The sequence below is a fragment of the Aquirufa sp. A-Brett2-15D genome, from assembly GCF_054558735.1.
The window spans coordinates 573,422-587,671 of sequence record NZ_JBSKFT010000002.1 but is presented as its reverse complement, the minus strand read 5'-3'; the positions used below and the strand labels follow the sequence as shown (position 1 = coordinate 587,671).

Here is a 14,250-nt window from a genome sequence, read left to right as displayed (position 1 = left end):
TACATGAACTCGGAAAGATTGGAGACCATATTGGCTCGAATCCAACAGCTGCGTATAGCGGTGCTGGGGGATTTTGCGTTGGACTTCTATTTTGACGTTCAGACTTCAACAGCAGAGTTTTCCATCGAAACCACCAAGGAAGTTCATTTAGCCTCTCAGCCGCGCGCCTCTTTAGGCGGTGCGGGGAATGTAGCGAAAAATCTAGCTATTTTAGGTGCACAAGTTTCAGCCTTTGGGGTGCGCGGAAATGACCTATTCGGACGGGAGATGGCACATCAAATGGCGGCTCTAGGTATCGATGCAACGAACATCCGAGAAACTAAAATCGACACGCCTACCTATTCGAAACCGATGAGTGGTAACGAAGAATTAAATCGAATTGATTTTGGGACGAGGTCACCGAACTTTCAGGATCAAACGAGCGAGTTAATCAAGGCTCTGGAAGCTGCTGACTTCCACTGGGTAATTATTAACGAACAATTCAGGATTCCGCTCCTGCAAGCGCAGCATATAGAAGCATTAAGCAATCAACAGGCCTTAGCCGATTTGCGATCCTTAGGCAGTCATGCAAAAAACTTGCCTTTAAAAGTAAATGAGGCAGAGTTTATCCATATTCATCAAAAACCCGCCACGAAAGAAAATATTCAAGCTTGGGCGGCGACCAGAAAACAAGCGGTGCTCGTTACCTTAGGCGAAAAAGGTATGATCTATGCGAGCCAAAAAGAATATCATCATCAGCCCGCTTTCCCAGTGAAAGGCCCTATCGATACGGTGGGTGCTGGCGATATGGTAGTGGCCGGTTATTCGGCGGCTCGAGCGGCGGGGGCTTCTGTAGAGGAGGCGTGTGAATTTGCCTCTTTGGCCGTACATATTAGTATTCATCAACTAGGCAAAACCGGTTCCGCGAGTCCGGACGCCATCAGACAATTACATCATGGACATTCAATCGCTTAGATCGGAAATCAAGGAATATACGGAAGGAGCTTTATTACCTTTTTGGATTCAGCGGACGGTAGACAAAAAGCAGGGAGGTTATATTACCCATTTCAATGAATTTGGGGAAGATTCGGGCGAAAATGAGAAATCATTGATTGCGATGACGCGTTCGGTATTTACGTATTCGCAGGCGTACAGGCATGGTTTTGGTGGGGACGTGATGAAAGAAATGGCCGCGCATGGGGTTCGGTTTTTATTAGACAAAATGTGGGACGAGACCCACGGTGGATTCTATTGGATGGTGAATCGCGCGGGTGAAGCGACGAACAAGCAGAAGATCGGATACGGCCATAGTTTTGCTATCTATTCCCTGAGCGAATATACCCTGGCAACTGGGGATCCGGTGGGGTTGGAATATGCGGAGAAAGTTTTTGATTTACTCCAAAAATATGCGGTGGACACCCATTACGGCGGTTACTGGGAATTCTTTGCAGAAGATTGGTCGATGATGGGACCAGGTGCTCCGGGTGGGGATCGCAAGACGCTGGACGTACACATGCATTTAATGGAAGCCTTCACGACCTTGTATGAGGCGAGTGGCAAAGACATTCACCGCAGAAAACTAAAGGAAGCGATCGACATTTTGATATATAAAATCATGGATCCGGCGACGGGGACGGGTATTCCGCAGTTTTGGGCGGATTGGAGCGTGGCGCCACAGATAAAATTTGATATTGTGTGGGGATGGGATCGTTTTCAGGATGGAGGCCAAAAAGCCTCTGCCATCGACAATACCTCCTACGGTCATAACTCGGAATTTGGTTGGCTTTTGATGCATGCGCTGAAGGTGGGGAAGATTGATGTGACGCCTTATTTAGGTAATATTAAAAAGGCCTTCTATCATTCGATGGAAAATGGCATCGACTGGGAATATGGTGGCGTGTATGTCGAGGGGTCGCATGGTGGTGGGCCTACGGATCTGGAGAAAGAGTTTTGGCAAAATGCCGAAATGCTAATCGGAATGCTAGATGCGTATCTTTTAACGAAAGATGAAAAGTTCCTGAAGGCTTACGAACAGGTGCATCGCTTCGTTTTTGACAAGATGATTAACCGTAATACAGGTGAATGGTGGCCGTTGATGACCCGCGAAGGGGAACCGATATGGCGTCACATGGCTACGAATTGGAAGATAAATTACCATAACGTTCGTTCGATGATTCTCTCGTATGAGAAGCTAGGCGAAATCAAACTATGAAAAAGCTACTAATCTTACTATTTTTTCCGTTGGTTTTATTTGGCCAAAAAAATTCCTTTTTTGACCTCCTCAAAAAACATTTCGAGAACCCGAAGCAACAATTTACCCTTCGGAATGACACGCTTTTCGTTCAACTATATGAACCCGCTTCAGCTAGTCAGCCAGAATTTAAAGAGACCTCTATTGTTCCTTTGAATTTCATAGATCACATTGAGCTCGTGACAGGTAAGGATTTGAAAGGCGTGGCGGGCATCAGCTTGCAGATTCACCCGATTAACTTCAAAAAACTCCCTAAAAACACAGACATTACTACGGTCAGCTCAGATCGCCTAAGTCAAGTAAATGTCGCTTCGGTAAACCAAAAGCTTCAAGGTCAAGTGTCCGGCGTCACTGTGGGCAACGATAATTCTCCGGGAGGTGGAACGATGGTCAGAATACGGGGAATAGGCTCCATTAATAATAATAGCCCGCTTTATGTGATTGATGACGTCCCTTTTATGGGAAATATCAATGCCATTAATCCGAATGATATCGAGAGTGTGAATGTGTTAAAGGATCCTTCTCAAACGGCTATCTATGGTGTCAGGGGTGCTAATGGGGTGATTTTAATTAAGACCAAAAAAGGTACAAGCGTCAGCGCTACGGTCGATTTAGGCGACCAGGAAATCCCACTCATTTTATGGACCTGGGGAGAAGCCTACAAACAATTGAAAAAATCAGGCGATCTTGCCCTATTGAAAACGCTATTATCCTCTAAAAGCTATGACAAAAATTAGTCGCCGTGATTTATTAATCGCCTCAGGTACGGCTGCAGGTGCTGCTTTGTTGCCGTCCTCGGCCTCTGCTGCTTCCTCTAAGAAAGCGCATAAATTCGAGTTCTCGTTAAATATGAGTACGATTATGGGCCAAAAGCTCGGCCTCATCAAAGAACTCGAAGTCGCCTCCGCGGCAGGCTACAAGCATTGTGAGATTTGGGTACCTACGCTAGAAGCTTATTTAAAATCTGGCGGAACTTTGCTAGAAGCTAAAAAGCGAATCGATGATTTAGGCATTAACGTCCAAAACGCCATCGGCTTCGCCCAATGGATCGTCGATGATGAGGCAACTCGTAAACAAGGTTTGGAACAAATGAAACGCGAGATGGATATGCTCGCACAATTAGGCTGCTTCCGCACGGCCGCTCCACCCATGGGTGCCACGAAAGAAGCCGGCCTCGACCTGCGACGCGCCGCGGAACGCTACCGCGCCATCTTAGACATAGGAGCGAACATGGGCGTCACACCTCAACTTGAAATGTGGGGACATTCGAAAAACCTCAACCGCGTGGCTGACGTCCTATTCGTCGCCGCCGAAGCCGGGCAACCCAATGCAAAACTATTATTAGACGTATTCCACCTGTACAAGGGCGAATCCTCCATCGACTGCCTCCACCTAGTAGGAGAAAACTCGATCGAAGTCTTCCACGTAAACGACTACGTCACTTCCAATAAACCTACTACCATTACTGATGGCGATCGCATCTACGCGGGCGATGGCGAAGCACCTATCAAGGAAATTATCAAACGCTTAAAACCATCCGAAAAACCAGTCATTCTATCCTTGGAATTATTCAACAAAGAACTTTGGGCTCAAGATCCGCTGAAAGTGGCGAAGACGGGATTAGAGAAGTTGAAGGGTTTGGTGTAAGGGGGAAACAAAAGGAGCTCATCTTGCGATGAGCTCCTTTAAATTTTCTGTTGACCTACCAGGATTCGAACCTAGAAAACCAGAACCAAAAACTGGTGTGTTACCATTACACCATAGGTCAATTCCATAATGTGATGCAAAAGTAAGGGCTTGCACCCAAATTATCAAACGATAGCGGAAAAATAATTGAATTATTTCCGCCGTTTTTCGCTTAAGCGCTCACAATCAGCGCGTCAAATTCGATTATTCTTATTCCAATTCCCGTTATTCAAATTCCCGTTATTCAAATTCAAAGGAAGACACGACTGCCTCCGCGTGTACCTTACGAACTAGGCCTTGCAATACTTTGCCCGGACCACATTCGATAAATTCGGTTGCACCTGCTGCGACCATTGCCTCCACGGACTGTGTCCAACGAACGGCTCCTGTTAATTGAGAGATCAAGTTCGCTTTGATTTCGGCTGGGTCTTGGGATGGTTTGGCGTTGACGTTTTGGAAAATAGGACAAATCGGACGAACGATTTCCGTTGCCTCGATTGCTGCTGCTAATTCTAAACGTGCTGGTTCCATAAAGGGCGAGTGGAATGCTCCACCCACTGGCAAAGGCAATACGCGCTTCGCTCCTGCTTCTTTTAATTGAGCTCCTACCACTTCGATTCCCTCTAAAGAACCGGAGATCACGACTTGACCTGGGCAGTTATAGTTAGCTGCGACTACGGATGGACCGTAAGCCTTGCAAATATCTTCGATCGTTGCGTCTGGTAAACCTAAAACTGCGGCCATCGTACTTGGCTCTATTTCGCAGGCCTTTTGCATCGCTAAGGCTCTCTTAAACACTAATCTTAATCCATCTTGCCAGCTTAATCCTTCCGCAGAAACGAGTGCAGAGAACTCTCCCAGCGAGTGACCTGCTACCATCGAAGGAGCGAAGTCTTTCCCTAATTTGGGGATCAAAATAGAATGCAAATAAATCGCAGGCTGCGTCACTTTCGTTTGCTTTAATTCTTCGTCCGTTCCCTCGAACATCACAGCAGATAGCGAGAAACCTAAAATGGCATCTGCCTCGTCGATGATTTGTTTAGCAACAGGAAAATTCGTGTACAAATCCTTTGCCATACCCGGAAACTGAGAACCCTGACCTGGGAAAATATATGCTTTCATAAAGAGTTTTAATTTTTGATATTTTTACAAAGATAGGCCAAAAGCCCTACACAGCACAATCATCCACCGATTTACCCCAAAATAATCGATTCTTCGCCACCCAATCATAGCCTTTGTCTAACACAAAAGAAGGCAATAAAAACACGATTCGAAGCGGTTGAAAATACCAATGCGAAAACGCTAAAATTCGAGATAAAGCAGCTGATTTAACATAGACCTCTGATCCTACGATCCATTTGATGCTATCAATTTCGGGGAGTGTAAATTCGGTAAAGGAAGTCTCAGGCATAATCTGAAGATCTCCAGCTACCATTCGTTTCAGTAGCTTCGAGGAGAAGCGACAAAAGCGACAACCGCCATCGATTAATACGATTCCGTCCATCTTAGCGAACTAGTTCTACCCAGCCTTTAAGGCTTTTGTTTTGCGCTGACTTATCAAACAAATCAAATACCACATCGCACGTATAGAAATACGAAGAAGCAGACATCTGAATGCCATTTGCATCCGTTCCATTCCAACCAAAACCGTCCACAGGACCCGAGTATTGATAAATCAATTGGCCGTTTCGATCCACTATTTTCACCGACACATTAGAAATAAAACGAGGGCATCGCATCGGCTTGAAGGAATCATTCAGGCCATCGCCATTGGGACTAAATAAATTAGGCAAATCAAAGGATGCGCAGTTTTCTACACAAATCTTATTACTAGGCCCACTCTCCTTTCCTAAGGCACTTACCGCGGTAACATAATAGCATCCGCGGTAGGAGTTGGGAAGAATATGTGAAAATTTCAACGTGGCAGAATTTCCTAGAAGCGTATATGGCGACGAAGGGTCTTTAGCATAATAAATCTTATAACTCACTAGATCCGGATCGCATATTCCTGATACGGTAGGATTCCACGTAAGCTGATTCGTGAAACTGCTAAACGAACAATCAGCCTTCGCATCTAAAGACGCACAATCTACGGTATACAGCTGAAGCGAAGGAGGGCAAGGGAAAATATCGGTCTGAGGAATACCACAAATGATTTGGGACTTATTAATCAGCTCCATCGCCGGTAAACCTGGCCCATAAGAACCCAGAGTCTCTACATAATAACAATACGAGGAATCCGTCTTCATCGAAATAGTGAAGGTTCCATCCGCGGTATACGTATCTGTCCCAAAATCCACGTATTTAAAGGTCGAAGCCGTCGTAACAGGCACATCAGCAATTCGATTAAAGAGGCCAGAACCACGCGGTGTCTCCCGATAAACCCGGTGTGTTCTATTTTCATTCGTCCAAGGTACGCTCGCCGTCCAAGCTAACTTTACGGAAGCGATAGCCACTTGAGTGCTCAAACGCACATTCGAAGCTGGTGCTGGTGACTCTAATAAGGTACGCACGCCGTTTAAGGTATAATAGAAATCTGTTCGGTAACGGTAGGTCAAAGCCGACGTATTCAATCCCGTATCCGTGTAGGAAGTATCATTCACCGCCGTACGAATGGAAGCAGCAATCGGCGCTCCAATGGCTCCATAAGTTCCTGTTCCGATAGCCCGCATTAATTGATAGCTATAAGGACCGCGGTATTGTAAGGTGTCTAATTTAATCGGACGCGTCCATCGAACCAAATTCTCCCCGGCCGTCGTACTTGTTTTCAGTACCGACACGTTTGTCATGATAGGGGATGCACTAGCAATTAAATAACAAGCTGAATTGGACATCGGGCTAAAATCAACTGCCCCTTTTGAATTCGTGAAGACCACTACTAACAGGTACGAATAATTGGTATTTTTAACGATGGCATTATCTATGTAGGATGTGGTGGATACAGGAAATCTAGCTAATTCCGTATACCCTGATTGCGTCATTCCTGTCGCGCAGGATGCATTAGTGACCGCATCACAAGCACCTTGTTTTCGATACAGAATCAAGGTGGCATTAGGTAAGGCACAGCTATAGGCTGACCAGTTAACAATAATTTGTGTTCCTGTTCCCGCTGTAGCCGTCACATTTTTCACTGCTGATGCTAACACGCGTATCTTCCAAATCTTACTATCCACTAAGTTACTGACGCCCGCGCTCGTCACGGGTGGAAAATCCTCTGCTTTAAAGAATACGTCATAATCTTCTTTTCGAATATGCACACAGTCTGTTTGCCAATTGAACGTACCTACAGCCGTTAAAGTAGTTTGGCGTGCAACTGAAGTGAAAGTAGCATTCGGTGGTTTCACCGCATAGGTGGTATCGATGGCATATACATTACCGGTACTCGTAATCGTCAGAGGATCTACCCTACCCGTCTTAGATACTTGATCTATGGCCGTAATAGTTTGGTTAATACGTGTTCCTGCTTGCACACATACGTCTGCTGGAACTGTTAATAAAGGGCCACGGTTATCTAGATCCTTTACTTCTATCTGCATATCGCGGACGGTCTCCGATATTTTCACCCCGTTTCTCCACTCTTCGATAATGAAAGCGCAATTATAAATACCCACTTCTTGTGGTGATCTCCAGATTAAATCGCCTGTTTTGGCATTAATCGTAAACGACGACGGAGTAGTGGAAACCTCATTAGGTTGCTTAAAATTAGGAGCTAATAATCCACGACTTGCTGGATCACAGGTTAATTCTGCGCCAGTTCTAGAGACGGATAAGCGATAGGCTAAAGAATCCCCTTCCGCATCCACCGCATTCGAATTATGAATAAAAGGTTGACCTACTACTGCCGTTAAATCCACCGCGGGATTTAATAAAACGGGGGTGGAATTCAAGCCAAGACCTGCATTAATCGAGAAAATCGTCTCCACATAAAAGGGGACATCGACCGAGCGCGTGATATTCAATACGCCATCGTTCCGATTAGGAACGGCTACAGAAACTTTATAAAATAAAGAGGCGGCAGGATAGGTATATTCAATCTTATAGACGTTTTTCATCGTCCCATTTCCTAAATTCTGCGGATAGCCGGCAGATCTTTTCGCAGATAAAATCGATGATCCATCCCCAAAACAGAAATTCACCGCGTTTTGCTCCACGTTCGCCCGGTTGTTTTCCGTGAACGTCGTTAGCGTAAATTCAAAGGTTAATGTTTTATCAGAAATACGCTTAACAGTGATTTCTCCTCCCTTTAGATGGGTTGCTTGTGCCGCAAAACTAAGTGTGCACAGAAAGAGAAAATAAAGGCTGATTCTTTTGATGAGCATAAAACATTTTTGAATTGGTGTAAGTTAAGAAGGCAATTCGTTTTTTTCAAAAAAAAAGGATTTTTTACGTTTTAAATTTGATAGAGCGGCATTTCGATTGTAGTTTTGATAGTTAAAATTATTCGAACCAGTTCGTTTATTTTTCATTCCTTTTAACAAATACATTTATTTATGGCTTGGTTAGCAAAATCACTTAATTCATCTCTCGGGAAAAAGCTCCTGATGGCCATTACGGGCCTCTTTTTAATCAGCTTCCTGTTAGTTCATTGCAGTTTGAACGCCTTAATTTTCTTGAATGACGGTGGCGCTGCCTTTAACGAAGGCGCCGAGTTTATGGGAACAAACCCGATTATCCGAACGATGGAGATCGTCTTGTTTGGAGGATTATTATTACACATTTTTGATGGCCTTCGCCTTTGGTTTGAAAATAAATCAAAACGCCCGGTAGCTTATGCTAAAGTAGACGGTGCGGCTAATAGCAAGTGGTATTCTCGCTCGATGGGTCTTTTAGGAACTTTATTATTATTATTCTTAATTCTACACTTAAAGCATTTTTGGTACTTCTCTCGCTTAACAGAAGGCTTAGAAGACCATACCTTATACGCAGAAATGCAATCGGTTTTCATGAACCCTGTAGTGGTAGTTGTCTATGTTTTAGGATGCATTTCCTTAGCTTACCACTTATTACATGGATTCCAAAGTGCTTTCCAGTCCATCGGTTGGAATCACCCGAAGTATAGTCCGGGCATTAAATTAGTAGGAGCTATCTTCTCTATTCTCATTCCAGCGGTTTTTGCTGCGATGCCAATAGCCTTTCATTTCCATTTGATTCATTAATATTTCAGCGATACGATTGATATGACAAAAATAGATGCAAAAATCCCTGGAGGTAATTTAGCCGACAAGTGGACTTCGTTCAAATCCAGTGTTCCGTTGGTGAATCCTTCCAACAAACGTAGCTTAGAAATCATCGTGGTAGGTTCCGGCCTAGCTGGTGCGTCTGCGGCTGCCTCACTTGCTGAATTAGGATATAAAGTAAAAGTATTCTGTTTCCAAGATTCTCCACGTCGTGCGCACTCGATTGCCGCACAAGGGGGTATTAACGCAGCGAAGAACTACCAAAACGACGGTGACTCGATTTACCGTTTATTCTACGATACTATTAAAGGGGGTGACTACCGTTCGCGTGAGGCAAACGTTCACCGTCTTGCCGAAGTTTCTGGAAACATCATCGACCAATGTGTGGCGCAAGGAGTTCCTTTCGCTCGTGAATACGGTGGATTGCTATCTAACCGTTCGTTTGGTGGAACGCAAGTACAGCGTACCTTCTACGCAGCTGGTCAAACAGGTCAACAACTATTATTAGGTGCTTATTCTTCTTTGCAACGTCAAATAGGCATGGGTAACGTAAAAATGTATACTCGCCATGAAATGCTGGATGTCGTTACCATCGACGGAAAAGCGCGTGGTATTATCGCTCGTGATTCGGTAACTGGAGCTTTAGAGCGTCACTTTGGACACGCTGTTTTATTATGTACAGGTGGTTACGGAAACGTATTCTACTTGTCTACGAACGCGATGGGATCGAACGTAACGGCGGCTTGGAAAGCACACAAAAAAGGTGCCTTCTTCGCAAATCCTTGCTATACACAGATTCACCCGACTTGTATCCCGGTTTCAGGTGATCATCAGTCGAAATTAACCTTGATGTCTGAATCCCTTCGTAATGACGGTCGTATTTGGGTTCCTAAAAAGGAAAACGATACCCGTAAGGCGAACGAGATTCCTGAGGACGAAAGAGACTATTACTTAGAGCGTCGTTATCCTGCATTCGGAAACTTAGTACCACGTGACATCGCGTCTCGTGCGGCGAAGGAGCGTTGTGATGCAGGTTTTGGCGTAGGAACATCTAAAATGGCCGTTTACTTAGATTATGCAGCGGCGATTATCCGTTACGGTCAAGGAGAAGCGAACAAACACAATATGCATAATCCGTCTGATGAAGAGATTCAAGCGATGGGTAAGGCAGTGGTAAAAGAGAAATACGGTAACTTGTTTGATATGTACAAGCAAATTACGGGAGAAGATCCTTACCAGGTGCCCATGCGTATTTATCCAGCAGTTCACTACACGATGGGTGGTCTTTGGGTAGATTATAATTTAATGACGACTGTCCCTGGTTTATATGCTTTAGGAGAGGCTAACTTCTCTGATCACGGCGCGAACCGTTTAGGAGCATCTGCTTTAATGCAAGGTTTAGCGGATGGTTATTTCGTGATTCCGTACACGATCGGTGCTTATTTAGCGGCCGAAATTCGCACACCTGCGATGTCAACGGATAACCCAGATTTCGAAGCAGCAGAAAAAGCGGTGCGAGATCGTTTAGAGACGTTGATGAACATTAAAGGAAATAAGCCAGTTGATTACTTCCACAAGCGTTTAGGTAAAATCATGTGGGATGAATGTGGGATGGCGCGTAGTGCAGAAGGATTGAAAGCTTCTATTAAAGAGATTCAAGCCTTGCAAAAAGAGTTTTGGTCAGATGTGAAGATTCCAGGTGAAATTGATAACCTAAACCCTGAATTAGAGAAAGCGGGCCGTGTGGCTGACTTCCTAGAATTAGGCGAGTTAATGTGTATTGATGCCTTGGATCGCGACGAAAGTTGTGGTGGTCACTTCCGTACTGAGTTCCAAACAGAAGATGGGGAAGCCCTTCGTGATGACGAAAAGTACGCCTATGTAGCGGCTTGGGAATACGAAAAACAATCGACTTTCAAACTTCATAAAGAAGAGTTGAAATACGAAAACATCAAAATTGCTCAAAGATCTTATAAATAATTCGATACAATGGAAGGAAATTTAAACCTGACACTCAAAATTTGGAGACAAAAAAATGCAAGCGTAGCTGGTAAATTCGAAACATACCAGGTAAGCGGCATCTCCACCGATATGTCATTTTTGGAAATGATTGACGTGTTAAACAACCGTTTGATCGAAGAAGGGGATGATCCAGTTGCTTTTGACCACGATTGCCGCGAAGGTATTTGCGGTATGTGCTCGATGTACATTAACGGTCGTCCGCATGGACCGAACCGCGGTGTAACGACCTGTCAATTGCACATGCGTTCCTTTAAAGATGGTGAAACGATCACCGTGGAGCCTTGGAGAGCGAGCGCATTCCCCGTGATTAAAGACTTAGTGGTGAACCGTTCTTCTTTTGACCGCATTATCGCGGCAGGAGGTTTCATTTCAGTGAATACAGGTAACGCAAAGGATGCGAACAACATACCGATTAACAAGGACAATGCGGACGAGGCTTTCGCTGCAGCAGCTTGTATCGGTTGTGGTGCTTGCGTGGCGGCATGTAAGAATGCGTCGGCGATGTTATTTACGTCTGCCAAAGTTTCTCAACTCGCCCTCCTTCCTCAAGGTCAAATCGAAGCAGCTACTCGCGCACAAGCGATGGTCGCACAGATGGACGAAGAAGGATTTGGTGCTTGTTCTAATACCGGTGCTTGCGAGGCAGAATGCCCTAAAGGTATCTCCATCGAGAACATTGCCAGAATGAACCGCGAATATTTCTCGGCGACATTCACTTCAAAATAAACCTAATTAATAGCCCCTGAATGCAAAATCAGGGGCTTTTTACGCACTTGTTTTTAGAACCGAATCATACAAAATCCACCGAACGTAATCCGCCAGCAGGCTGGATAGAAGTCGTGTGCGGCTCGATGTTTTCGGGTAAAACGGAAGAACTAATCCGCCGCCTGAAGCGTGCGAAAATCGCCCAAATGCGGGTCGAAATATTCAAACCGATTACTGACACGCGTTACCACGACGAAGATATTGTCTCCCATAACCAGAACTCGATTCGTTCTACTCCAGTTAATAATTCAGGTGAAATCCTGCTATTAGCTGGGGACTGTGATGTAATTGGATTAGATGAAGTTCAATTCTTCGACGAAAACATCGTGGAAGTTTGTAATACCTTAGCGAATCAAGGGAAGCGAATCATCGTAGCCGGATTGGATATGGATTTCAAAGGGAATCCTTTTGGGCCCATGCCGGCCTTAATGGCGATCGCCGAGTTCGTCACGAAAGTGCACGCGGTTTGCGTGAATTGTGGAGCAGCTGCCCACTATTCCTACCGCAAGGCCGATCAACAACAAACGGTTTTACTAGGTGAAACAGAATCCTATGAAGCGCGTTGCCGCTCTTGCTTCCATGCCTAAGGACAAAAAAAAAGACCCCTCTTTCCGGAAATTCATACAGCGCTTGGTAGCCAGGAAGCCTAAGAATCTAGACGCTCAATTTTCCCAAGCTCACCAAGAGGTTTTTGCAAAAACGGATTGTTTGACCTGCGGAAATTGTTGTCGTACGACGAGTCCCATTTGGAATGATACGGATATCCAACGGGTTTCCCATTTATTTAAAATGAAGACCTCTGCCTTTTTAGACGCCTATTTAGTTCAAGATTCGGATGGCGATTGGGTATATCCAAAAGCTCCTTGTCCCTTTTTAGATTTAGATGACAATAAATGTGGTATTTATGACCACCGCCCCAAAGCCTGCCGAGAATACCCGCATACCGATCGCAAGAACATCATGGGCATCTTGGCTTTGACACAGCAAAATGCGCTCATCTGCCCAGCAGTCACGCAAATACTTGAAAAAATCGAGCAAATTTACAATTGAGTGCCTTTTGATTTGAAATTCACGTCAAAAATCGGCAATTTCGTAACTCAATAAATCAAAATAATGGTAGCAGCAGAATACTTAGGAATCGATGTAGGTGGAACAGGGGTAAAAATGGGCATTGTCCATGCAGATACAGGTCAAATCAACAATTTTCAAAGTTACGATACCGCTACTTGGAGAGAATCAAACCATTTTTTAGAGCGTTTAGCAGATGCCATTGCCTTGCAATTGTACCAACATAAGAGTGTAAAGAAAATCGGAATCGGCCTTCCAGGTATTTTGACGAAAGACCGCCGTACCTTGGTGGAAATCACTGCTATTCCTGAAATTGACGGCTCCCCCATGATCGACATGTTAGAAAAACGTTTCCCGGAACATACATTCTTCATGGAAAATGACGCAAATGCCGCAGCCTTAGGTGAATTCTATTTCTCGCCTGAGAAAGCTACTATGCCGGAAGACTTTGTCTTTATTACTCTTGGAACAGGTGTAGGCGGTGCAGCAGTTATCGATCGTAAAATCTTCTTAGGAGGCGATGGTAATGCCATGGAACCAGGTCACGTACCATCTCGCGATGGAAAAGTGCTTGAACGTAATGTAGGAAAGAAAGAATTATTGCAATTGGCTACGGCTATGCGCGCATCCTATACGGGTAAAACATCTTTACCTGCAGATGGTACTATTTCCACAACGGCTTTAGTGGTGGGTGCAGAAGAAGGGGACGAATTAGCTTTAGCTGTTTGGGATGAAGTAGGTACGCTGTTAGGGGATATGTTAGTTTCCTTAATTCGTATCTTAGATATCAAAAATATATTCATAGGTGGCGGATTATCAGCCTCTTACGACTTTATTCTTCCTAGTATGGAGAAGCAATTAAATTACTGGTTAACACCTGCTTATTTAGAAAAATTAACGATTAAAAAAGCTTTATTAGGAAACGACGCAGGCCTTTTAGGGGCGGCGTCGCTTTGTTTTTAGTATAAACACCCTAGAACAGGTTAATTAGAATCAAATTTGTTTGATAAATTCAACTTTAATTCTAATCTTTGCAACGTTTTTGAACCCCAAAATAATATTAAAATGTCAGATATTGCAGAAAAAGTAAAGAGCATCATCGTTGAAAAATTAGGTGTAGAAGCATCAGAAGTTACTCCTGAGGCATCTTTCACAAACGATTTGGGCGCTGACTCGTTAGACACGGTTGAGCTAATCATGGAATTCGAAAAAGAATTCTCTGTTTCTATTCCAGATGATCAAGCGGAGAATATCCAAACAGTAGGCCAAGCTATTACTTATTTGGAAGAGAACGCAAAGTAA

General features: G+C 44.4%; 13 protein-coding genes, 1 tRNA gene and 1 pseudogene. 11 read left to right on the top strand and 4 right to left on the bottom strand.

The window, feature by feature from the left end; translation table 11 throughout:
* Positions 1–3: 3 nt before the first annotated feature.
* From ACST14_RS07865 to ACST14_RS07850, 4 genes and pseudogenes are all read left to right on the top strand, one after another.
* Positions 4–954, top strand: a complete 951-nt coding sequence (locus ACST14_RS07865) for a bifunctional heptose 7-phosphate kinase/heptose 1-phosphate adenyltransferase (RefSeq protein WP_459462310.1) — start codon at positions 4–6, stop codon at positions 952–954.
* On the top strand, positions 935–2,191 hold the full coding sequence (locus ACST14_RS07860) for an AGE family epimerase/isomerase (protein WP_459462308.1): 1,257 nt from the start codon (positions 935–937) through the stop codon (positions 2,189–2,191). Before ACST14_RS07865 ends, ACST14_RS07860 begins: the two co-directional genes overlap by 20 nt.
* Positions 2,188–2,817: pseudogene (locus ACST14_RS07855) on the top strand (TonB-dependent receptor plug domain-containing protein); the annotation flags it as partial. The gene ACST14_RS07860 and the pseudogene ACST14_RS07855, both read left to right, overlap by 4 nt.
* A gap of 136 nt (positions 2,818–2,953) precedes the next feature.
* A complete protein-coding gene (locus tag ACST14_RS07850) occupies positions 2,954–3,877 on the top strand; it encodes a sugar phosphate isomerase/epimerase family protein (RefSeq protein ID WP_459462306.1) in 924 nt (307 codons plus the stop codon).
* 50 nt (positions 3,878–3,927) lie between these two features.
* Here ACST14_RS07850 and ACST14_RS07845 read toward each other — a convergent pair.
* From ACST14_RS07845 to ACST14_RS07830, 4 genes are all read right to left on the bottom strand, one after another.
* A tRNA-Gln gene (locus ACST14_RS07845) sits at positions 3,928–3,998 on the bottom strand.
* A 158-nt stretch (positions 3,999–4,156) separates the two neighbouring features.
* Positions 4,157–5,038 carry an ACP S-malonyltransferase gene (fabD, locus tag ACST14_RS07840; RefSeq protein ID WP_459462305.1) on the bottom strand — a complete coding sequence of 294 codons (882 nt, stop codon included), beginning with the start codon at positions 5,036–5,038 and terminating at the stop codon, positions 4,157–4,159.
* 46 nt (positions 5,039–5,084) lie between these two features.
* On the bottom strand, positions 5,085–5,420 hold the full coding sequence (locus ACST14_RS07835) for a thiol-disulfide oxidoreductase DCC family protein (RefSeq protein WP_459462303.1): 336 nt from the start codon (positions 5,418–5,420) through the stop codon (positions 5,085–5,087).
* 1 nt (position 5,421) lies between these two features.
* A complete protein-coding gene (locus tag ACST14_RS07830; RefSeq protein WP_459462301.1) occupies positions 5,422–8,235 on the bottom strand; it encodes a T9SS type B sorting domain-containing protein in 2,814 nt (937 codons plus the stop codon).
* 171 nt (positions 8,236–8,406) lie between these two features.
* Between ACST14_RS07830 and ACST14_RS07825 the strand changes: the two genes are divergently transcribed.
* From ACST14_RS07825 to ACST14_RS07795, 7 genes are all read left to right on the top strand, one after another.
* On the top strand, positions 8,407–9,072 hold the full coding sequence (locus ACST14_RS07825; protein WP_459462299.1) for a succinate dehydrogenase cytochrome b subunit: 666 nt from the start codon (positions 8,407–8,409) through the stop codon (positions 9,070–9,072).
* A gap of 21 nt (positions 9,073–9,093) precedes the next feature.
* A complete protein-coding gene (locus tag ACST14_RS07820) occupies positions 9,094–11,073 on the top strand; it encodes a fumarate reductase/succinate dehydrogenase flavoprotein subunit (RefSeq protein WP_459462297.1) in 1,980 nt (659 codons plus the stop codon).
* Between the two features lie 9 nt (positions 11,074–11,082).
* On the top strand, positions 11,083–11,841 hold the full coding sequence (locus tag ACST14_RS07815; protein ID WP_459462296.1) for a succinate dehydrogenase/fumarate reductase iron-sulfur subunit: 759 nt from the start codon (positions 11,083–11,085) through the stop codon (positions 11,839–11,841).
* Between the two features lie 47 nt (positions 11,842–11,888).
* Positions 11,889–12,467: a thymidine kinase gene (locus ACST14_RS07810; protein ID WP_459462411.1), complete on the top strand. Its 579-nt coding sequence runs from the start codon at positions 11,889–11,891 to the stop codon at positions 12,465–12,467.
* Positions 12,433–12,930, top strand: a complete 498-nt coding sequence (locus ACST14_RS07805) for a YkgJ family cysteine cluster protein (protein ID WP_459462294.1) — start codon at positions 12,433–12,435, stop codon at positions 12,928–12,930. Before ACST14_RS07810 ends, ACST14_RS07805 begins: the two co-directional genes overlap by 35 nt.
* Before the next feature lie 63 nt (positions 12,931–12,993).
* Positions 12,994–13,911, top strand: a complete 918-nt coding sequence (locus tag ACST14_RS07800) for an ROK family protein (RefSeq protein ID WP_459462293.1) — start codon at positions 12,994–12,996, stop codon at positions 13,909–13,911.
* 102 nt (positions 13,912–14,013) lie between these two features.
* Positions 14,014–14,250 (top strand): acyl carrier protein, encoded by a 237-nt coding sequence (locus ACST14_RS07795; RefSeq protein WP_130895240.1) that lies wholly within the window; start codon positions 14,014–14,016, stop codon positions 14,248–14,250.